Annotated in this window: 12 protein-coding genes and 1 tRNA gene; 6 read left to right on the forward strand and 7 right to left on the reverse strand. The window is 72.0% G+C overall.

The window, feature by feature from the left end; translation table 11 throughout:
• Positions 1–115: 115 nt before the first annotated feature.
• On the reverse strand, positions 116–1,528 hold the full coding sequence (locus ACFYZ4_RS31375) for a S1 family peptidase (RefSeq protein ID WP_351303244.1): 1,413 nt from the start codon (positions 1,526–1,528) through the stop codon (positions 116–118).
• A gap of 55 nt (positions 1,529–1,583) precedes the next feature.
• The gene (locus ACFYZ4_RS31380) at positions 1,584–2,114 is read right to left on the reverse strand and encodes a hypothetical protein (protein WP_351303241.1); all 531 of its coding nucleotides are present in this window, start codon (positions 2,112–2,114) and stop codon (positions 1,584–1,586) included.
• Between the two features lie 537 nt (positions 2,115–2,651).
• On the opposite strand from ACFYZ4_RS31380, the gene ACFYZ4_RS31385 reads away from it, so the two are divergent.
• A complete protein-coding gene (locus ACFYZ4_RS31385; protein WP_390785410.1) occupies positions 2,652–6,014 on the forward strand; it encodes an ALF repeat-containing protein in 3,363 nt (1,120 codons plus the stop codon).
• A gap of 48 nt (positions 6,015–6,062) precedes the next feature.
• Here the strand turns inward: ACFYZ4_RS31385 and ACFYZ4_RS31390 are convergent, their stop codons facing one another.
• From ACFYZ4_RS31390 to ACFYZ4_RS31405, 4 genes are all read right to left on the reverse strand, one after another.
• Positions 6,063–7,346 (reverse strand): DUF6545 domain-containing protein, encoded by a 1,284-nt coding sequence (locus ACFYZ4_RS31390; RefSeq protein ID WP_351303235.1) that lies wholly within the window; start codon positions 7,344–7,346, stop codon positions 6,063–6,065.
• A complete protein-coding gene (locus tag ACFYZ4_RS31395) occupies positions 7,346–7,897 on the reverse strand; it encodes a toxin-antitoxin system, toxin component (RefSeq protein ID WP_390785411.1) in 552 nt (183 codons plus the stop codon). Before ACFYZ4_RS31395 ends, ACFYZ4_RS31390 begins: the two co-directional genes overlap by 1 nt.
• Positions 7,898–8,312: 415 nt before the next feature.
• On the reverse strand, positions 8,313–9,029 hold the full coding sequence (locus ACFYZ4_RS31400; RefSeq protein WP_351303230.1) for a hypothetical protein: 717 nt from the start codon (positions 9,027–9,029) through the stop codon (positions 8,313–8,315).
• A 143-nt stretch (positions 9,030–9,172) separates the two neighbouring features.
• Positions 9,173–9,388, reverse strand: a complete 216-nt coding sequence (locus ACFYZ4_RS31405) for a DUF6243 family protein (protein ID WP_351303227.1) — start codon at positions 9,386–9,388, stop codon at positions 9,173–9,175.
• A gap of 318 nt (positions 9,389–9,706) precedes the next feature.
• Between ACFYZ4_RS31405 and ACFYZ4_RS31410 the strand changes: the two genes are divergently transcribed.
• A complete protein-coding gene (locus ACFYZ4_RS31410; protein ID WP_390785412.1) occupies positions 9,707–10,855 on the forward strand; it encodes a DUF475 domain-containing protein in 1,149 nt (382 codons plus the stop codon).
• Between the two features lie 77 nt (positions 10,856–10,932).
• Positions 10,933–11,006, forward strand: a tRNA-Met gene (locus tag ACFYZ4_RS31415).
• Positions 11,007–11,299: 293 nt separating this feature from the next.
• Here the strand turns inward: ACFYZ4_RS31415 and lanKC are convergent.
• On the reverse strand, positions 11,300–13,897 hold the full coding sequence (gene lanKC, locus ACFYZ4_RS31420) for a class III lanthionine synthetase LanKC (RefSeq protein WP_390785413.1): 2,598 nt from the start codon (positions 13,895–13,897) through the stop codon (positions 11,300–11,302).
• 235 nt (positions 13,898–14,132) lie between these two features.
• Here lanKC and ACFYZ4_RS31425 point away from each other — a divergent pair, with 235 nt between their 5' ends.
• The 3 genes from ACFYZ4_RS31425 (at position 14,133) to ACFYZ4_RS31435 (ending at position 20,639) form a co-directional block, all read left to right on the forward strand.
• Positions 14,133–17,183, forward strand: coding sequence for a type 2 lanthipeptide synthetase LanM family protein (locus ACFYZ4_RS31425; RefSeq protein ID WP_390785414.1), 3,051 nt, complete (start codon positions 14,133–14,135; stop codon positions 17,181–17,183).
• A gap of 166 nt (positions 17,184–17,349) precedes the next feature.
• Entirely contained in the window at positions 17,350–17,556 is a 207-nt protein-coding gene (locus ACFYZ4_RS31430) for a hypothetical protein (protein ID WP_351290280.1), read from the forward strand.
• Positions 17,557–17,675: 119 nt separating this feature from the next.
• A complete protein-coding gene (locus ACFYZ4_RS31435) occupies positions 17,676–20,639 on the forward strand; it encodes a helix-turn-helix transcriptional regulator (protein WP_384344039.1) in 2,964 nt (987 codons plus the stop codon).
• Positions 20,640–20,814 lie beyond the last annotated feature (175 nt).

Raw genomic sequence — 20,814 nt, forward strand, 5'->3', positions numbered from 1 at the left:
CCCGGGAGGGGTCACGGCTACAGCGGGCCGCACGGCCATCCTCGCAATGCGCGAGGAGTGGTGCGACCGACAGGCCAGTGTCGGTCGCACCAGTCCTGGTTTCAACGCCGGGTGACTACCACTGCCCGACGACGGGAGCGTCGGTGGGGATGCCGAAGCGGACCCTGTAGATCTCCGTGTCGGAGTCCTTCGCAGCACCGAAGAAGCTGTAGTCGGCCGGCCGGTGGACACCGACCTTGTCGATGCCGTCGCCGTTCCAGTCGCCCTTGATCGGGACATCGCCCGGGTTTCCGAACTTCACCTTGTGATCGACCGTTGCGGAAGTGTGCGAATCAGTGAGGTAGAAGGTCGTGTCCGAGGAACGGTAGACACCGACGGTGTCCTTGCCGTCGCCGTTCCAGTCACCCACCATCGGGGTGTCGGTCCCGATTCCCATCCTCACGACGTAGGCCGCCGAGACGTTGTCGTTGGACAGGTAGAACGACTCGGTCGAGGCACGGTACACGCCGATGGTGTCGACACCGTCACCGTCCCAGTCCCCGACCAGCGGCACGTCACCCGGGTTGCCGAACTTGCCCGACACGGCCACGGACTTGTTGTCGTTGGAGAGGTAGAAGCTCTGATCGCTGGGCCGGAACACGCCGAAGGTGTCCTTCCCGTCCCGGTCCCAGTCGCCCGTCAACGGCAGGTCACCCTGAGCACCGAAGTACGCCCATCCCGCCAGGTTCCCGCTCCGGTCCGACAGGTGGAACGAGGAATCGGCCGAACGGTACACACCGACGGTCGCCGCGGGAATCCTGGTGCTGTCGGCGATCCACTGACCGAGGCCGTCGGCGCGGGCGGCGATGGCGCCGGTGCGGGTCTCGGTGGCGGGCGCCCCGAGGCAGCCACCCTGCCAGGAGCGGCTGTTGACGCCGACGAGTTCGCCGGCCGCGTTCAGCAGCGGACCGCCGGTGTCGCCCTTGCAGAGGGCGTCGGTGCCCTTGCCGGTGATGGTGAGGGTGCCGGCGGCGGACGCGTTGGTGGTGAAGGTGCCCGTGTGGAGCTTGTCGGGGACCCACTGGGTCTTCGTGCGCCCGAACCCGACCGCGGTGAGCTCGGCGCCCACTGCGGGAGCGTTCTTGCCTATCTTGGCCGGCGGGAGAGTGGTCGCGACGCCGGCCAGTCGGCCGAGGACCAGGTCGCGGTCGGTCCGGGGAACGAGGTCGGTGATCTCGACGGCCTTGCCGTCGGAGAGCGTGGCGATGGACTTCAGCGCCGGCTTGCCGGCCGGGACCGAGGTGCCGGGGGTGGTGGCGAAGCAGCTGGCGGCGGTCAGGACCCAGCGGGCGTCGACCAAAGTCCCGGTGCAGGCACGGGAGTTGGCCTCGTCGCCGATGGTGAGCCTGACGACGGACTTGTGGCTGTCGGCGGGGGCCTCGGGGCCGGTGACGGCGAGGGCGGGGGCCGCGGAGATCAGGCCTGCGGCGACCGCGGTGGCGGAGAGCAGGACGGTCATCCGCGCCGGGCGCAGACGGGGTGCGAGCATGGTTCTTCCTTCGGTGAGCGGGTGCGTGGGGAAGCGAACGGGCGCCGCGCGGGCGTCACTTGGAGGTGCGGATCTCCATGAGCGTGAACTTGCGGGCCTGCTCGTCGTCGCTCTCGCCGACCGGGGTCCAGGAGTTCTTCTTGATGTCCCACGTCTTCTCCTCCGCGCCGGTCTTCATGTTGACCTGGGTGGAGTAGCCGTTGCCCTTGATGACGAAGACCGAGGGGATCTCCAGGGCCAGGTAGCCGGTGGTGCCGGTGACCTTGAAGCAGACCTTCTTCTCCTCGTCGGAGCGGGGCAGGATCTCGATGAGATCGTTCGCGCTCGCGCAGTCGGCGAGGAGGATGTGGCCGTCACCGCGCTTGAGGATGATGTTCTGCTCGGCGAGGATCTTGTCGGCGTTCGGGTAGCCGAAGTCCTCGATGGCGTAGCCCGGGCCTTCCTCGGCTACGCCCTTCATCGCGGTGGCGTCCGTGGAAGCCCCGCCCGCGGTGGCAACGCCCGCCCCCGTGAGCGCCAGCCATGCCAGCGCTCCGGCGGTGGTGGCCGCGGCCACCGTGCGGACGAGCTTCTTGCGTGCCTTCATCCCTACCCCAGTCTTCGGTTCCGGTCACTGCCCCGGAAAGTCCCATGTCCAACCAATAAGAGCCGCGTCGAAGGCGATCTCTCCCAGGAAGCCCCCCAACTTCCGACGGGATCTTAACCGCACACCTGCGACAGAAATCAAGTCCGGAAAAAGGAAGTCGATAGCCCGACAGTCAAAAACGCGACGGCAATCAACCGTGGTTGACGCGAACGGGAAGCCGGGCCGAGTGATCTGACTCACGCCGCATCGAGATCCTGACCTGGGAGTATGCGGCAATCGATGGGCTTGTGTCCGATTTGGGTGGCGAACTGGAGACTCCGGAGGGCTGTGTAGGCTCCGGGTTCATAAACGTACGTTGATTCAGCATCATCTAGCGTCTGGTCAAACCGGCCCGTCCCGCGTAGGGTCATGCTGCGCGCCTCTCGGACCTCGCAACGCGATGCACGGTCCGGCGATTAAAACGCGACTCACACCTTGCCGCCCTGGACTCGCCGCATTCTTTTACGGCATGCCATGCGCCGATAGCGAAGGACCGTTTTGGACACCATTTATTGGAGTAGGCGGCGCATTCTCGGCGCCATCGCGGCCACCACGGCCGTCGTCACCACTTCCAGCCTCGTTCTCAACCCCACGTCGGCCTGGGCGGACACGCCGCCTCCGGAAGCCGACCCGTTCCGGCTGCCGGACACCGAGCGCGCCAAGGTCGTCAAGGCGTGGGTGCTGGGTGGTCCGGCCGTGCGCGCCGCCGCCGCCGTCGCATTGGCCGGCTCCGACGCCGACGTGCAGAACTTCCTGACCGTCAGACTCGACTCGGAAACCGCGGTGGACAACCGCGCGGCGCTCCTGGGCAACCTTGCGATCGTCGGCCAGGGGATGCGTCGTGGAGTCACCGCCGCACTCAACGGCGATGACGCCGCCGTCTCCGCGTTCCTCGCAGGGGGCTTCCAGCCCCTCCTCCTGGAGGACCTGCGGGTGGCCACCGCCACGGTGATGGCCACCGGTGGCAAGGCCGCGAACAGGATGGGCAACGCCGCCTTCAACGACGGCTCGCGAGCCGCGTTCGAGAAGTTCCTCACCACCGGCCGGTTCACGGCCCGGCTGGAGGACATGCGCTTCGAGACCGCCAGGCTCTTGTCACTGGCGGGCCCGGAGGTGCAGAAGTACGCCGACAGAGCCCTGTCCGGCACGGAGTCCGATGTCCAGTGGTTCCTCGACACCGGCCAACACATCGCCCGCGCCCGCGATCAGGAGCGGTCCAAGATCGAGGAACTCGTCGCCATCGCCACCCGCGAGGGCAAGACGGCCGAAGCCAGGACGAAGGAGGCCGAAGAAGCCTGCGCCCGGGCCGTGGAAGCCTCGGCCAAGGCCAAGGAGGCCGCCGAAACCGCCGAGGCCGAGGCCCGCCAGGCGGAGAAGGACGTGCAGAAGGCCGCCCAGGCGGCCCGCAAGGCCTCCGAGGCGGCCAAGGGAGCGTCCGACGCGGCCCGGATGGCGACCAACGCCGCGAATGCCGCGATCCAGGCTTCTCGGCGCGCCTCGAACGCGGCCATGGCCGCGAGCCAGGCGGCAGCCGCCGCGGGCAAGGCCGCCTCGACCGCGTACGGGGCGGCCATCTCCGCCTCCAAGAACGCCGGGACCGCCGAGAAGGCCAAGGAGGCCGCCGCCTCGTGCCGGAGGATCGCCGGCCTCGCCTTTGTCACGGCGGATCAGGCCGCGCTGGCCGCCGACTTCGCACAGAAGTGCGCCGACATCGGTTCCAGGGCAGCCGGCGCGGCCCGCAAGGCCGCCGCCACGGCCGAAGGCGCCGCCAGGTCCGCGGACATCTCGGCCGGTGTGGCCGGGAGTGAGGCCGCTGAGGCCAAGCGTCAGGCACAGATCGCCGGCACGAACGCCCGGGTCGCCACCAACGCCGCCGGAACGGCGCAGGCCCTCGCGAGCGCGGCCGCGACCGCAGCGCGCAATGCCCGCAACGCCGCTTACAGCGCGGCCGACCATGCGATCAAGGCCGCGGAGGCCTGTGAGTGGGCCGTCGCGCACGCCGGCCAGGCAGCGGACTACGCGAACAAGTCCACCGAGTTCGCCAACGAGGCCACCAAGGCCGCCGACAAGGCCACGGCAGCGGTCGTCGAGGCGGTCAAGGTGGAGAAGGACGCGCGCGCGGCCGAGCAGCAGCGGCTGGACCACGAAACCCAGCGCGCGATCGAGGAAATGCGTCTGTTCGCCCAGGTCGATGCGATCGAGCGGGCGGCGGGCGAGGCGAAGCGCACCCAGGCAGAGCAGACCTCCCAGGCCACGCAGGACCTCATCGCGCAGGCCGAAGCGGCGCTGCGGGGCGGCAACCCGGCAGCGGCGGCCGCCGCGGGCCGCAAGGCGGCCCTTGCCGTCATGAACTCCCACGGAATCTGGTCCCGCGAGGCCGCGCAGTTCGCCCTGGCCGGTGCGGACGAGGACATCCACGTCTGGATCGACAGCGACCGGCAGATCGCGCAGCGGCAGGACGACAGGGAAACCGTCGTCCATTTCGCCCGCGTCTCCTCCTCGAAGATCGGCTTCGCCGCGACCGCGGCGCTGAAGAGCAGCGACCCCGACGCCGCGGCGACGTTCCTCCGCACGGGTGTCATCCAGGCCGCGGCCGGTGACAACCGGTTCCTCGTCGCGCGCCTGCTGTCCGAGAACCCCGGCCGCGCGGTCACCGAGGCGGCCAACGCAACACTGAACGCCGGAACGCCCGAGGCGCTCCACCAGTTCTTCTCCAGCACGTTCGAGAAGGCACAGCGCGAGGACGACGCGGTGGCCGCCGCGACCCTGCTCCGGACCGGGGGTCCCTACACCCAGGCCTATGCCCAGGCCGTGCTTGAGGGCCCCTCGTGGATGCGCCGGAACTTCATCGGCACCGTCCAGTACGAGACCGCGCAGCTCGACCACGACTTCGCCACCCACGTCGCTGCCATGCAGGGTGCCATCGCCGCGGCCGCGAAGATCGCCGACAAGGCGCAGGAGGACGCCGCCCGCGCCCAAGAGGCCGCGGCCACGGCTCGCAACGCCGCCACGGAAGCACAGGCGTGGGCAAAGAAGGCGGACGCGGCGGCTGCTCGGGCCGCCACGTCCGCCCAGCAGGCGAACACGTACGCGGACCAGGCCGAAGCGTCCGCCCGCAACGCCCAGGCCTCGGCCGACAAGGCGAAGCAGGCAGCGGCCACCGCCCGGACCGCCGCCCGCGCGGCGAACTACTCCGCCAACCAGGCACTGAAGTCCGCTCGCAGTGCGCGCATCGCCGCCGGCGATGCCAAGGCGCAGGCGAAGGAGGCTCGCGCCTCCGCGAAAGCGGCGGGCAGGAGCGCGATGGATGCGGCCACCGCGGCCAGTGAGGCTCGCCTGGAGGCGAAGCAGAAGCGGGAGGCGGCGGACAGGGCAACGGCCGAGTTCGAAGCGAACCAGTGGGCAGCCGCCGAAGCCGCCAAGAAGAATCCCGCAGACAGCTCCGAGCACGACGAGGTCAGGCTCGGCCTCTCGACGTCGACCTGGCAGGATGTCAACCACTTCACACATGAGTTGGCCTACTACACCGGCGCGGCCGCTGCCACGGCCGGTGGCATCGGTGTGATCATGCTCGAGACCCCCGCCGCTCCGGCGGCCCCGATAGCGCTGGGGATAGCGAGCACCCTGGGTTGGACCACCGCGGGCCTCGACGTCGTGAGCGCGGGCTCCGCGGGCCTGGGCTACGGCTGGAAGAGCACTGAGTTCCAGACGTCGGCCGGGCTGGCGGTGTTCAGCGTCCTCACCCTCGGAGTCGGGAGGAACCTCATGCGCATTCCCACCGTCTCCCACGCCGTCGGCGAGCTCACCAAGGCCGCATTCGACGGGTTCGGCTCGATCCTCAACCGGCTGACCGCGCACTGAGAGGCGTACAAGAACACCTGAGGGGCCGGTCACGGGGGTGTCGGCCCCTCAGGGCGTCCGCACCGGCGGGTTTTCGTCCGTGCCGCGTGCCCGTCCGGGCTCGTACGGCTTTCGCGTACGCCGCCCGGTACGGCCGGGTGCCGCCGCCAGGGCCCGGGAGATCGAGACCAGCAGGTCGCGGTCCTCGGCCTCTGCGGCGTGCATGGCGGCCACCGCGAGGTCGCTCTGGTCCGTCCCCGGCCGCGACCTGCGCGTACGGGCGTCGGCCGCCGCCGTGAACATGGCGGCGAGTCCGGCGGCCACGGCCTCGCGCTCCGGGGCCCCGCCGGCCTTCGCCCGCCGGTAGGCCGGCTCGCGCACCTCGTCCGTGCAATAGGCGCACAGTTCGAGCATCCAGTCGTGGATGGTGGTCATCCGGTAGAGCAGGACCTGCTCGGGTCCGGCGTACCAAGGCGGGGGCAGGAACATCGCGTTCCTGGCGGTGGGCCCGGGGCGGCGCACCAGACGCCACAGGGGCCGCAGGGCGGTGATGCCGACCAGCGGGTTCCACACCCGGTCGATCAGCCCGGGTCCGTAGGCCGGTACGAGGAGCCCGACACCGATCATCATCCCGCTCACCGCGATGAAGGGCGCCAGGCTGTCGTTCAGCGCGTCCCAGTCCCGTCCCGTCCAACGGGCCGCTATGGCGGTCAGCTTGAGCGAGCCGAAGACGATGTTGCCCAGGGCCGCGATCACCAGGACGAGCAGCCCGACCCGCAAGGACCTGTCGACCGCGGTCTTCGGCTCGTGCGCCGTCCTGCGGTCGATGTCGAGGACCCAGTTCCAGCACACGACGGTCGTGGCCACGCCCGCGGCGACGTACGCGAGGAGATAGATCACGAGCATCTCGCTGATGAACGGGGTGGCGGCGTAGTACGTGTCGAAGTCCCGCGGACGCTCCACCGGCACCTCGCCCAGGGCGAAGAGCCCCACCAGCGCCACGATCACGACGCCGCATCCGATCCTCCACACCCGCACGCGCCGGCACGTACGGGCGTACTCACCCGATCCGCCTCTCCAGTGGTCCAGCAGCACCAGGGACGCGCACGAATAGGCGGTCAGGATGCAGTGGACGAGGAGGGCCGAGAGGTTGCTGATGCCGGTCAGCCGGTTGACGGCGGTGATGGTCGGTGCCGAGGAGAAGACGAAGCCCGCGCAGGGCAGGAACAACAGGAGGTGCACCGTCCGGACCGCCGGGCTCCGCCAACCCCGCAGGAGTGCGGGCAGCCTCGCCAGCAGGGCGGCGCCCAGAACGAGGGCGGGTACGTAGTAATCGACATCCGGGCGGACCATCAGCCCCCCAGCGATGCCCAGATGCGGCCGGCCACATCGTCGGGGGGCGTGCCGGCGCGCTTGCCGAGCAGGAAGGGCCGGAACTTCGCCGCGAGCATGCGACCGAACCGCTCCGCCCGCCGTTCCTCGGCCACGCTGTAGTCGGTGCGCGCCGCGACATCGGCGATCACGTCACCGACGGTCCGCTGGTTCCCGTTCCCGAGTGCGCGGGCGGCCACGGTGCTGCCGGCCCCCTTTCCGGACCGGCCGGACCGGCGCTCCTGGCGGTGCCACAGCTCGTGTCCCAATATCACCATCTGGTGCATGTGCAGGGTGTTCTCCTCCACCACGACCACTTCGTAGTCGCCCAGGTCCAGCCAGAGCCCGCTGACCGTGTCCGGGGGGAACGGCTCCAGCATCAAACGGACTTCTCGGCCGCTGCTCTCCGTCAGATAGGCGCAGATCGCCCGGAACAGTTCATGCGGATCCTGTGTGGTGGGGCGCGAGACTCCCGCGAAGAGTTCGTCCCGATGGCGTTTCATTGCGCGCGAAAGACCCACTGCGTCCCACATGTCTTCCCTACCCGGACGCGTCCCTTGTCGGACATCGTTCTCGACTTCGAACGCTGCGCGGCACGCGGTCGGTTCATACTGCCAGACGACGCGATCGGTGCGATGAGGTTCGTGCGGTGCGTCGGCGTGTCAAAGTTCCAGGATCCGGGGCGGGTTGGTCACTGACACACCCTCACGCGGCTGGGACTGGGACTTGGACTCGTACGGACACCCCCGCGTTCGCGACAGTAGTCACTCCGCGGAGCTCAGGCAAGCGGGGCCTGCCCGCGCATCGTCCCTGGCCAGAGGCCTTTGGCCGCCGGCGTGCCGGACAAGTGGAGTCGGCGCGGGCCGAGTTCGGCGCCGCCCGCCGGAGCGGGGCAGGCGCGGTCTCCGTCGCTCGCCCCGCCGGGAATTTCTGCTCTGGGCGAGACGGCTATCCGTGCGCGTCTGCCCGGCCCTCGCGAGCGCGCTCCTCGCGCGAGCGCCGGGCAACGGATTCGATGAGGGCGATGATGGGCTGTGCGGTGTCCTCCGGCACGTCGGCGAGGGCCCGTGCGGCGTAGTCGACCACGCCGAGAACGGAACCGGGGGAGTCCGCGGAGCCGGTCTTCCTGAGGCGCCGGAGGTCCTGTTCCTGGCGGGCGACCGTCTGCTCCAGAAGGTCCTTGTGGATCAGCTGAAGCACCCGGTCCAACGCCTGGGCGGGCTCGGCGACGAGGAAGTCGATGCTCTCCCCGAAGAATCCCGCGATCCCCGCCGCGTGATCGAGATTCGGAGCCTTCTCCGTCCTGATCATCTTGTCGAGCCACTGTGTGCTCGTGCCCGCACCCGCGGCGACTTCCGCCAGTGAATAGGCGCGCCGCTGTCCATCGGGGGACGTGTGCAGTCGCGTGGAGCGCAGGAAGACGATCCGGGCGACCACCCGGCGGTGACGCTCCTCCACCGGATCCGCCCCGCCGCCGTCACCCTGCGGCAGCAGCTCACCGCGCAGCAGTGCGTGTACGTGGTCCACGGGCAGCCCAGAGGCGTACGAGAGGCCGCCTTCGCCCTCCACCCGAAGCACGTCCTCGCGTCCGAGTCCGGCGCGCTCAAGCAGGGAGACGATGTCCCGGGCAGTCCTGGCGGGATCCGCGACGTATCCCTCGCTCATTTCCGTTCCCCCGGTCCATGCCTGCCCGCAACCAATGACCTAATTAGGCATCAAACAATATCGATTTCAACCGGACATTGGCAACAGAAGGCTACCAGCGGGACCTGCGTTGATGACAGGGTGCGACCAAGGAATCAAGAGCGTCAGCTCTGTGCGGTGTCGTCGCCCGCCTGGTCGGCGTCCTCGGCTCCGCGTGCCTTCTCGCGCATCTTGCGCACCAGCTCCGCCTTCTGGTCGGCAGCACCCTGGCGGTCGCGGTTGCGGTGCGGGCCGTTGTTCTGCCGTTCGGCGCGGGACAGCCGCTTGCGCGGGCCGCCGCCCTGGCCCACGGGGTTGTTGATGTTCTTGCTGTCGGTCATGGGTTCCTCCGGTGGTGATGTGAAGCGATCTACGGATTCATCGTGCGGGACGGGCGGGGACGTCGAAGGACGTCGGCAGGGGCCCATCACGCCCTCACTCGTAAATCGGCCTCTGGAAGAACATGACAAAGACGTTACCCGGTTCCGTCGGCCCCGCACACCAACCCTTTCGCCGCCCCGGCGTCGGCCGGGCCTTCGGCGAGCGCCCGGGGGAGGGGATCTGTCAGGGCTGCGAGGCATCGCTCTAGACTTCAGGTCAACGTTTCGCAAAGCCAAGTACGGCGCGGGGGAACCCCGTACACGACGATTGGGTAGCCAGTGCTTCTGAAAACGTTCGGCTGGTCGTTCGCGGTCACCGCGCTCGGCCTGATCGCGGCGGTCTTATACGGGGGGTGGGCCGGCTTCGGGATCGTGGCGATCCTGTCCATCCTCGAAATCTCGGTGTCCTTCGACAACGCCGTGGTCAACGCCGGGATCCTGAAGAAGATGAACGCCTTCTGGCAGAGGATCTTCCTCACCATCGGTGTCCTGATCGCGGTCTTCGGCATGCGTCTGGTCTTCCCCGTCGTGATCGTCGCCGTCAGCGCCAAGATCGGTCCGATCGAAGCGGTGCAGCTCGCGCTCGACGACAAGGACAAGTACCAGCAGCTGGTGACCGACGCCCACCCGTCGATCGCCGCCTTCGGCGGCATGTTCCTCCTGATGATCTTCCTTGACTTCATCTTCGAGGACCGCGACGTCAAGTGGCTCGCGTGGCTGGAGCGTCCGCTCGCCAAGCTCGGCAAGATCGACATGCTCTCCGTCTGCATCGCCCTCGTCGTGCTGCTCGTCTCCGCGATGACCTTCGCCACCCACGCCCACCAGTACGGCGGCGTCCACGCGGACAAGGCGCAGACCGTCCTGATCTCCGGGGTCGCCGGCTTGATCACGTACCTGGTCGTCGGCGGTCTCTCCGGTTACTTCGAGAACAAGCTCGAGGAAGAGGAGGAGCGTGAGCACGAGGCCGAGGAAGCGGCCAGGACGAGCGGCACGAAGGTCCCGGCGGTCGTGATGGCCGGCAAGGCCGCGTTCTTCCTGTTCCTCTACCTGGAGGTCCTGGACGCGTCCTTCTCCTTCGACGGCGTCATCGCCGCCTTCGCGATCACCGACGACATCGTCCTGATGTCCCTCGGCCTCGGCATCGGTGCGATGTACGTCCGCTCGCTCACGGTCTACCTCGTCCGCCAGGGCACCCTCGACGACTACGTCTACCTGGAGCACGGCGCGCACTACGCGATCGGCGCCCTCGCCGTGATCCTCCTCGTCACCATCCAGTACGAGATCCACGAGGTCATCACGGGCCTCGTCGGCGTCATGCTGATCGCCTGGTCCTTCTTCTCCTCGGTCCGGCGCAACCGCAGGCTGGCGGCGGCCGAGGCGAAGGGCGCGGGAGCCGACGCGAGAGCCGAGGTCTCCTCCGGCGTCTGAACCGGGCCGTGCAGAGACCCGGGCCGGGAAGATGTGGCGAAGCCCAGGCCGGCGGTGCCGTATGGTGGAGGCATCGACGCGGGGTGGAGCAGCTCGGTAGCTCGCTGGGCTCATAACCCAGAGGTCGCAGGTTCAAATCCTGTCCCCGCTACTGCTCGGAAGGGCCCGGATCCTCAACAGGATCCGGGCCCTTCCGCTGTTTTCCCGGGGTCCCCGCCCGTTACATCGGGTCGGGGAAGATGTCCATCATGCTCCAGGCGACGCTGAAGCACGGGGGGAAGGAGTAGGTCTCCGGCTCGGTGTCCAGTGCCTGGAGCGCGAGGATCTGGCTCATGGATGCTCACCACTTTCTTCTCGGGTTCGTGTCGGTCGGTCACTGCATACCCGGGCGCGGAGTTGGTCGCCTTCGTGCCCAGGGGTTCATGGGACGTCCGCCCGGCGCCGTCAGCCGGCTGCCGGGATCAGGGGACGCGCGTGGTGGGGTTCCGTCAGGAGCGGGCCGGCCAGCAGGCGGTGCAGGGCCAGCAGGACACCGGCTCCGCCACTGGACAGGTCGGCGGTGAACCGCTGCGAACCCGCTCCGAGGAAGCGGACACCGCGCCGGTACGGGACGGCGTACTTCAGCAGGCCGGTCGCGGCGCGTACGGCGTCCTCGCGGGCGGCGTCCGTGCCGGTGAGCTCGGCGTGCCCGGTCAGGAACCAGGTCAGTCCGGCCAGCCCCCGGTACAGGCCCGCCTCCTTCGTGGTGCAGGAGACCCGGATGCCGGCGACCAGCCTCGGCAGCGCCTCGGCGCAGCGCTCGTCCGGCGCGGTGGTCACGTAGCGGGTGAGCGCCGCCGCGACGCCGGCCGCGCCCGTGGCCAGGTACGGCATGGCGCGGGTGAACCGTGCGTCGTCGGAGATGGACAGGGCGCCGTCGTCCAGCGGGAAGGTCCGGTCCAGTTCCTGGTGGAGCAGCAGGCGGCCCGCCTCCAGCCAGCGGGCCTCGCCGGTGTCGCGGGCCAGGTGGTGGAGGAAGAGGGCGAGCCCCGAGCGGCCGTGCAGCAGGCCGCGGGCGTCGTGCTCGCCGAGGGCGGCCGGCAGGTCGGGGGTGCGCAGCAGGCCCTGGCCCGCCGCGACGGCCCGCTCCAGGTGGCTGCTCTCCCCGGTCAGCCGGTGCAGGGCGAGCCAGCCGAGGCCGACCCCGGCCCGGCCGCCGGCCAGGGTGCCGCAGGAGGCGGTGAGCGGGTGGTCGTCGGCGTCCCGGAGCAGGTCGACGGCCTCGTCGAGCAGGCCGAGGCCGGCCAGTACCCGGGCGATGCCGGCCGAGCCGACGAGCAGTCCGGGCGGCAGGGCGTCGCGCTGCGCCAGCGTGTCGCGGCGCAGCCGTTCGCGGATCTCCTCCGGCACCGCGGCCCCGGCGCGGTGCAGGGCGTGCACCACCCCGGCCGTGCCGTAGGCCAGGCACACGGTGTTCGTCCGGAACGCCTCGGGCGAGGGCGGGAAGACCCACTCCGGCCGGTCGGCGTCGGCCATCTCCAGCAGCCCCGCCGCCACCTCCTCGGCCAGCCGGGTCAGGCAGCCGCGCGGATCGGAGTCCAGCTCGGCGGGGGAGGGCAGGCGGTCGGGCTCGTACCGGTCCCGCGCCCGGTCCTCCGCCAGGTGGAAGGCGGTCGCCCGCTGCCACAGGTCCTGCGGCGGAGCCACGTCCGCCAGATCGCGGCGCAGCAGTGCGAGGTTGGCGGGCGCGTGTTCGGCGGTCTCGTGGAACGGCGCCAGGAAGGCGAACGCGACCGCCGACATGCCGTACCGGTCCTGCAGCAGCGGATCGGTGTCGGTCCGGGCCAGGCCGGGCGGCGGCGCGAACCCCGGGGTCCCCATCCCGGAGGGTGCCGCGGACAGCGCCGAGGCCGCTTCGAAGTCCACCAGCCGGACCCGGCCCGACGGCGCGACCAGGACATTGCCCAGGCTGAGGTCACCGAACCGGTAGCCGGCGGCGTGCAGCCGCTCCAGCGCGGCGTCCAGCTCGGCCAGCAGGCTCCGGCACGCCTCGTAGTACGCGGCCACGGACTCGGCCGTGCGGTCGGCGCGGGCCAGCGGGGAGGACCGGCTCAGCCAGCCCACCAGCGGCTGCCCCGCGACGTACTCGGTGACGAGGAAGTCGTGCTCCCACTCCGTGAAGTGGTCCAGCGGCTCCGGGCCCACCCCGGGGGCGGCCGCGTGCAGCTCGCGCAGCACCCGGTACTCGTGCCGCAGCCGCTGCTGTGCGTCGGTCCCGTCGAAGACCAGGCCGTTGTGGGCGCGGGCCTCCTTGACGAAGACGGCGCGGCCGGTCCGCCGGTCCCGGGCCTGGTAGGCGCCGCCGGCGTTGCTCAGGCGCACCGCGCGGGTCACCTCGTAGTCGCGGATCAGGATCGGGCCCGCGTGCGGCTGCTCCTCCTGCTCGACGAAGGGGTCCGCGATCCCCGCGGGCAGGTGGAAGGCGGGCAGCCGCCGGTCCACGACCTCGCGGCCGGAGCCGTCGAGGACCAGCCCCTCCCGGGTGCCGTCGGCCCGCAGCCGGCTGCGGGCACCGAAGGAGCCGTAGCGGTAGTGGACCGTCCGCGAGTCGCGAAAACGCCGGTCGGTGAGGATGTACGGCCCCTCCTCCCCGTCGAGCGCGTCGCTCAGGCGTTCCAGCAGCCGGTGGGCCGTCGCCCTGTCCGGCGGGTAGACGGCGCAGAACTTGCCCGACTGGGCCCGCCCGGCGTGCTTGTGATGGAGGAACAGGAAGAAGAGCCGGGCGCTCAGGTGCTTGAACGGCACGCCTTCGGAGAAACAGATCCCGGCGACCGTGTCGAGCACGTGCTGCGCCCGGTCCAGCCGCGCCGACACGTGGATCTTCCAGCCCTGCTCGGCGGGCCCGGTCCGCGGACTGCCCCAGACCGTCCAGATGCCCTGGGCGGCGCCGCGCAGGCCCGGCGGCACCTCGCCGGGAGCGAACCGCGGCCCGGGGTCGGCCACGCTGGGCAGCGGCAGGTAGTACTCCCGGTCCGCGAGCGCTTCGCCGAAGCCTTCGAGCACGGGATCTCCTTGCGGGGTGGTGGGCGGTCGCAACGTCGTGCCGGACGCTAGGGCGGGGAGGTATGGATTCGGTTCGGCGGCGGCATGCGACCGGTATCCCGCCCAACTGGGCGCTCGGCCGGGGCTTGAGGCCGGGTGGAGAAAACATGGGGGACTCTCCCCCATGCGGGGAGGGCCCCTCCCGTACCAGGATCGTGCGTGGCACGGAGCGGTGGGTCGGGGGCGGGGAGCAGCGATGGTGGCGGGGCAGGCGCGGGCCGGGGTTTCACTCTCGGCGGTCGAGCACTGGTGGGGGGCCGGGCTCGTCGGCGGTGGCGGGGGTGAAGGGCGGCCGGACTGGGCCGCGTTCGCCGAAGAGGCGTCGGCGGCCGCGCCCGAGGAGGCCGTGGCGCCCGAGGGGCACCATCCGGGACTGAGCGGTTTCGAGTGGGTGCTGCGGCCGTTCACCGTCTGTGCGGGGGAGCGACTGGAGCGGGGCCTGTCGGGGCGGGCGCGGAGGCTCGTGGACATGACCGCCGTGCGGGACGACCTGGAGCGGCACCTCAGCGGCAGGCTGGCACGGGCGGCGGCGCGGACGCTGGTGCTGGAGCTGTACGGGGCGCGGAGCGCCGGGCGGCTCGACGGGGACGACACGCGGGCCCGGTTCCGGGACTTCCTGGGGCGTACCGCGTCCCGCCGCGGCCTGGCGGCCCTGCTGGCCGGCCGGCCGGTGCTGGCGCGGATCCTGGGGCGGGCCGCCCTCGACGCGGCGGACGCCGTCGCGGAGGCCCTGGAGCGGCTGGCGGACGACCACGCCCGTCTGACCGCCGGTCTCCTGGAGCAGTCCGGCGACCCGGGGCTGCTCGTGGGTGTCGAGCCGGGCGCCGGCGACGGGCACCGGGGCGGACGGAGCGTGATGCTGCTGCGCTTCGCCGACGGGACCCGGCTGGTGTACAAGCCACGGCCGCTCTCCGCGCACCACCACTTCAACGACCTCGTCGCCTGGTTCAACGGACTGCCCGACTCCGTGGATCTTCGTACGCTGCGGCTGCTCGACCGGGGCGACTACGGGTGGGTGGAGTTCGTCGCCGCGGAGCCGTGCGCCTCTGCCGCGGAGGTCGAGACGTTCTACCGCCGCCAGGGCGCGCTGCTGGCGCTGCTGCACTTGATCGACGGGACCGACCTGCACCACGAGAACCTGATCGCCGTCGGCGCCCACCCGGTGCTGGTCGACGTGGAGACCCTGTTCCACCCGGCGCCGGCGGGTACCGACACGGATGATCCCGCCGCCCGCGCACTCCATGACTCGGTCTACCGGGTCGGGTTGCTGCCCCAACTGCTCGTGGGCGACCACAGTGCCCTGGACGTGTCCGCGGTCGGCGGCGGCCGCGAAGCGGTGTCGCCCGTCGTCCGGGCGGACTGGGCCGACGCCGGCACGGACCGGATGCGCCTGGTGCGCAGGGCCGGGCGGTTCGGCGAATCCGCCAACCGGCCACGCCTCGCGGACGGCGGGCCCATAGAGCCGGCGGCCCACATCGAGGCACTCTGCGCCGGATTCCGCGCCGGATACACGGCGATCGGCGCGGCGAGAGAGGAACTGTTGCACGAGACAGCCTTGTTGAAGGCGTTCGCCGAGGACGAAGTGCGGGTGGTGGTACGCCCCACCTGGGTGTACAGCACGTTGCTCGACGAGTCGACGCATCCCGATCTGCTGAAGGACGCGGACGAGCGGCAGCGGGTTCTGGAGACCCTCCGGACCGACGTGCTCGGGACGGTGCGCGAGCCCGACCTGGTGGACGAGGAGATCGCCCAGCTCTGGGCGGGGGACGTACCGGTGTTCACCGCCCGTCCGGGCCGGGACCGCCTGTGGGGCGCGTCGGAGCGGCCCCTGGCCGGGCGCACGGACCTGTCCGGGATCGCCCGGGTCGCCGCGCGGCTCACCGCCCTGGACACGGTCGACCGCCAGGACCAGGAGTGGATCGTACGGGCCGCGATGGCGACGGCCTCCCAGGCGCCCGTGCACCGGCCCGTCGAGGACCGGCGCACCCGTACGGCGGAGCGCGCCCCGGAGCCGGAGCGGCTGCTGTCGGCGGCCCGGTCCGTCGGGGACCGGCTGGTCTCCCTCGCGTACCGCGAAGGACCGCGCAGCAACTGGATCGGCCTGGAGCTCCTGGACGACCGCTACTGGCGGATCTGCCCGATGCCGGCCGACCTGGCCGGCGGGTACACCGGGCCGGCGCTGTTCCTGGCCCAACTGGCGGCGCTCACCGGGGCCGGACACTACGCGGAGGTGGCCCGTACGGCCCTGGCACCCGTACCCGGGCTGCTCGACGCGCTGGGCGCCCGGCCCGCGGACCTCCGCGCGGTGGGCTCGGGGGCCTTCTCCGGCCTCGGCGGCATCGCGTACGCGCTCGCCGAGACGGCACGGCTGCTGGACGATCCGGAGGTCGGCGCCTGGGCGTCCGCCATGCTGCGGCTGGCGGGCGCGGCGGCCCGGTCCGAAACGGAGTACGGGGTGGGCGCGGGCGTCGCGGGCGGGCTCGTCGCACTGCTGGCCGCCGACAGGGACGGGGTCGGGGCAGGTGCCGGGGACGACGGGCAGCAGACCTGGCGAGACGCGCAGGCCTGCGCGGACCGGTTGGCCGCGGCGGACCCCACGGCCGGCGGGCGGGGCTTCACGACGGGGGCCGCCGGGCTCGGATGGGCCCTGCTGCGGTTCGCCGAGGCCGCGGCCGCCGCGGGGTCCGGGGGAGCGGCCGCCGAGGGCGGTGACCGGTACCGGCTCGCGGGTCTGTCCGCGCTGCGGGCGGCCGTGGCCGGGCAGCCGGACGCGGGCCCAGGCCCGGGCCACGGGGGCCACGGGGGAGCCTCCGTGCGCTCACCGGCCGACGGGCCCGCGGGCGAGGCCCGGGCCTCGGCCTGGTGCGGGGGGCGCGCCGGCATCGCACTTGCGGTGCTGGACGCGCCCGGCGCCCTGGCCGACCCGCACCTCGCGGCCTGGTCCCGCAGGACCGTCGAAGCGCTGGGCCGGGACAGGCCGGCTGCCGACGACAGCCTGTGCCACGGCGAGGCCGGACTGTGCGAACTCCTGGGCCACAGCGCCGTCCCCGAGGCACGCCCGCACTGGATCCGCCGGGCCGGAGCACTCCTCGCGTCCGTCGAGGAGACCGGGGCCCGGAGCGGCGCCCCGGACGGGGTTGCGCATCCCGGCCTGCTGACCGGGCTGGCGGGGATCGGGCACGGACTCCTCCGGGCGGGGTTCCCGGAACGCGTGCCGTCCCTGCTCCTCCTGCAGACGCCCGGCTAGGAGCCGATCCCGAAGACGGGCGCCCGCGACCGCCGCCCGCCCGCCCGACATCACTTTCGGCCGCCGTCCGCGGTGCTCCGCCACGGAGCACCCGACCGCACGACGGGACACACACCACCGCACAGCTCGGCACGACCACCACTCCTGCGGATACGAAGGACAGACGATGACCACGCAGATCAATCACTCGGTGAGGTACGTCGACAGCGGCGCCGGCGCGGAGACCGCGGCCCACGACCACCCGGTGGGCGAGGTGATGCTGGGGGCGAGCGGGATGCTGGGACTGCGCAGCCGACTGCTCAGGACGGCGGACTCCGACGCCGCCGCCTCCGTGGACGTGCCCTGGACCACCGGCTCCCTCACGCTGTTCTGAGGGGAGGAGGGGCACGTCGCCCGGTGAGATGTCCGGGAATTCGTCTTGACGGATCGAGCGGAGGCCCGCGGATCCGTGGCCCTCTGCCGCGGGTGAAAAAGATCAAGTAGCCTGCGCCCATGCGAGCGACGTCGTCGGTCATCGTGGGGCGGGACGCCGAGATCCGACTGCTGGACGAGGCCTTGGAGAGCGTCGGGAAGGGTGCCGGACGGGCGGTGTTCCTCGTCGGCGAGGCGGGGATCGGCAAGTCCCGGCTGGCCGGCGAGTCCGCCCTACGCGCGTACGACCGGGACATGCCGGTGCTGCGCGGCCGCGCCACGTCCACGGGGCTCGTCGTGCCCTTCCGACCCCTGGTCGAGGCGCTGTCCTCGCGGTTCCGGGCGGCCGGTGCTCCGGACGACCCGGAACTCCAGCCCTACCGGCCCGCGTTGGCCGGCCTCGTGCCGGAGTGGCGGGCCGGGACGGTGGCGCCCGGATACGCGATCTCGCTGGTCGAACTGGCCGAGGCGCTGCTCAGGTTATTGGCGGTGCTCGGCCGCGAGCGGGGCTGCGTGATCCTGCTGGAGGACCTGCACGACTCCGACACCGAGACGATCGCGGTCGTCGAATACGTCGTCGACAACGTGGCGGAGCTGCCGGTCCTCCTGGTCGGCACGCTCCGGCCCGACCCCGGCCCGGCGCTGGACCTCGCGCTCGCCGCCGAGCTGCGCAACACCGCCTCGCTGAGGGAGCTGCGGCCGCTGGACGAGGCCGCCGTACGGGACATGGCGGCCGCGTGCCTGGACGTGGCGCCGGGTGAAGTGCCCCCGGCCGCGCATCGGCACCTCTCGCAGTGGGCGTGCGGGAACCCGTACCTGGTGGAGGTACTTCTGGCCGATCTGCTGGACACGGGACGGCTGAGCAGAGCCGACGACGGATGGCGGTTCGCGGAGCACGGCGAGGCGACGGTACCGACGGGCGCCGTCCGCAGTTGGGCGCGCCGGCTGGACCGGCTCGACGAACCGGTGCGGGAACTGCTGCTCGTCGCGGCGACGCTCGGCGGCCGGTTCTCCGTCGGGGCTCTCAGGGCGGTGACCGGACTCGACGACCGGGCGCTGTTCGCCCACCTCCGGTCGGCCTCCGAGGTGGGGATCATCGCCCCGGACGGGGCCGCCCACGACCACTACACGTTCCGTCACGTTCTGACGGCGGACGCGCTCAGGGCCTCGCTGCCGCCCGCCGAGCAGGCCGCGCTGGCCCGGCGCGCGGCCTCGGCCATCGAGGAGGCGGCCGGCGAACTCTCCGGTGACCAGCGCCAGTTGGTGGCTACTCTGCGGTTGGCGGCGGGCGACAAGGTCGCGGCGTCCCGGCAGTTCGCCCAGGTCGGACGGCAGATGCTGGACGCCGGTGCGTCCGGCTCGGCCGCCGTGTTGCTGGAGCGCGCCCGGGGGCTCGCGGCCGACGAGGAGCGGGACGAGGTCACGGTGCAACTGGCGATCGCCCAGGCCGAGTCCGGGCGGCTCGACGAGGCGGCCGCGCTGCTCGACGACCTTCCGCCGGCGCCCGCCGGGTCGCGTGCCGCGGAGGAACGGGCCCAGGCGCACACGCAGGTGGCCTGGGTCGCGACCATGGCGGAGCAGCAGGAGGAGGCACGCCGCCGGATCCGGGCGGCCCGCGCCCTGCTCGGGGCCACCCCGCGCCCGGAGCAGGAGGCGGCGCTCGCGGTGGTCGAGGGCCATCTCGCGCTGCTGCCGGAGCAGGACGGCCGGGGCGAGGGGCGCTGCCCGGTGGACCGGGGCGGCGAGGACGGCCGCGAGCGGCTGGAAGAGGAGGAACGTTCCGCCCGATGGGCCGCCCTCACGGCGGAGCAACGCGGCCGGCCCGTGGTGGCCTGCCAGGCATGGCAGTTGCTGGCCATGCTGTCCCGGGAGCGCGGGTTCGACGAGGCCGACGCCTGCCTGGAACGGATGCTCGCGGTCGCCGAGGAGCACCGCCTCGCGGTCTACCGGGCCGAGGCACTCGTGCGGCTCGGCACCAACGCGTTCATGCGGACCGGCGAGGCGACCCGCCTGGAGACCGCCCGCACGGCGGCGCACGAACTCGGTTCGCTGGCCCTGCTCCAGTCCGTCGACGGGCTGCTCGCCATGCAGAGCGTGCTGGGCGGGCGATGGGACCGGGCCCGGGGGATCGTCGAGCGGTCGGTCGAGGCCAGCGCCCGCCTCCAGAACCTGTCGACGCACCGCTATCTGCTCCTCGTCGACGCCACGCTCGCCGCCCACCAGGGGCGGGCCCGCGAGCAGGACCGGGCCCTGGTCCGGTTCCGCCGGGCGGGCGGCGAGGAGTCCATGCTCGTGCCCCTGCAGCGCGGACTCTGCCAGGCCGTGGGCGCGTTGATGGGGGAGGACCGGGAGCGGGCGAAGGCCGAGCTCGACGCGGCGCTGGCCTGGGAGCGGGAGCACCCGAGCTTCTTCTACCTCAGCGGCCGGTACGGGCTCGGCCCCCTGTTACGGATCCTCGACGGCGAGGACTCCGGCCGGGAGGCGTACCGGGAGGCGCTGGCCTCGCCGGGCGGGCAGCTCGCCTGGAACCGGATGTTCCTCGGCATGGCGGACGCGGTGTTGCGCGGCCGGGACGGCGACCCGGACGGTGCGCGGCGCGCCGTGGAGCAGGCCGGCCGTGCGGCGACGGTGTTTCCGCAGGCATGGCATCTCGCCCTGCGGCTCACCGCCGAGGCGGCGCTCGCCGATTCCTGGGGGGAGCCGGCCGCCTGGCTGCGGACCGCCGAGGAGTACTTCCACGAGGCGGGCGTCCTGCCGGTGGCCGGGGCCTGCCGGGCCGTCCTGCGGCAGGCGGGCGTCAGCGTCCCGCAGCGCCGGGGCGGCCGGGAGCGGATCCCCGCGGGCCTGCGCACCGCGGGCGTCACACCGCGCGAGTACGAGGTGTTCGTCCTGCTCGCGGAGCGGCCCGGCAACCAGCAGATCGCCCAGCGCCTGTGCATCTCGCCCCGAACGGTGGAGAAGCACATGGCCAGCCTGATGGCCAAGACCGGCTCCGCGGACCGCTCGGCCCTGTGCGCCCTCTCGGCGGAGTGCGCGGACGCCTGACCGGGGCAGGCGGGAGCCGGGATGGGGGTCGCTCCCGTCTCTATGGGGGCACGGTCCCCCATGAGGCGGTCACCGGCGGCGCGACTCTGCGGGCTCGGCACCGATGTGTGACGGGTGCGGGCGGCGGATCATCGAGTGGACCGACCCACTCCCGTCACCCACCGGAGGTTCGCTC

Origin of the sequence: Streptomyces sp. NPDC001513 (assembly GCF_042894695.1) — a bacterium.
Taxonomy (GTDB): domain Bacteria; phylum Actinomycetota; class Actinomycetes; order Streptomycetales; family Streptomycetaceae; genus Streptomyces.

What these genes read in the sequence shown, in the direction of transcription:
- ACFYZ4_RS31430 (WP_351290280.1), top strand. Translation starts at nt 17,350, where the DNA reads ATGACCACGCAGATCAATCACTCGGTGAGGTACGTCGACAGCGGCGCC.
- ACFYZ4_RS31390 (WP_351303235.1), bottom strand. Translation starts at nt 7,346, where the DNA reads ATGGTCCGCCCGGATGTCGATTACTACGTACCCGCCCTCGTTCTGGGC.
- ACFYZ4_RS31395 (WP_390785411.1), bottom strand. Translation starts at nt 7,897, where the DNA reads ATGTGGGACGCAGTGGGTCTTTCGCGCGCAATGAAACGCCATCGGGAC.
- ACFYZ4_RS31400 (WP_351303230.1), bottom strand. Translation starts at nt 9,029, where the DNA reads ATGAGCGAGGGATACGTCGCGGATCCCGCCAGGACTGCCCGGGACATC.
- ACFYZ4_RS31425 (WP_390785414.1), top strand. Translation starts at nt 14,133, where the DNA reads ATGGTGGCGGGGCAGGCGCGGGCCGGGGTTTCACTCTCGGCGGTCGAG.
- ACFYZ4_RS31380 (WP_351303241.1), bottom strand. Translation starts at nt 2,114, where the DNA reads ATGAAGGCACGCAAGAAGCTCGTCCGCACGGTGGCCGCGGCCACCACC.
- ACFYZ4_RS31375 (WP_351303244.1), bottom strand. Translation starts at nt 1,528, where the DNA reads ATGCTCGCACCCCGTCTGCGCCCGGCGCGGATGACCGTCCTGCTCTCC.
- ACFYZ4_RS31405 (WP_351303227.1), bottom strand. Translation starts at nt 9,388, where the DNA reads ATGACCGACAGCAAGAACATCAACAACCCCGTGGGCCAGGGCGGCGGC.
- ACFYZ4_RS31435 (WP_384344039.1), top strand. Translation starts at nt 17,676, where the DNA reads ATGCGAGCGACGTCGTCGGTCATCGTGGGGCGGGACGCCGAGATCCGA.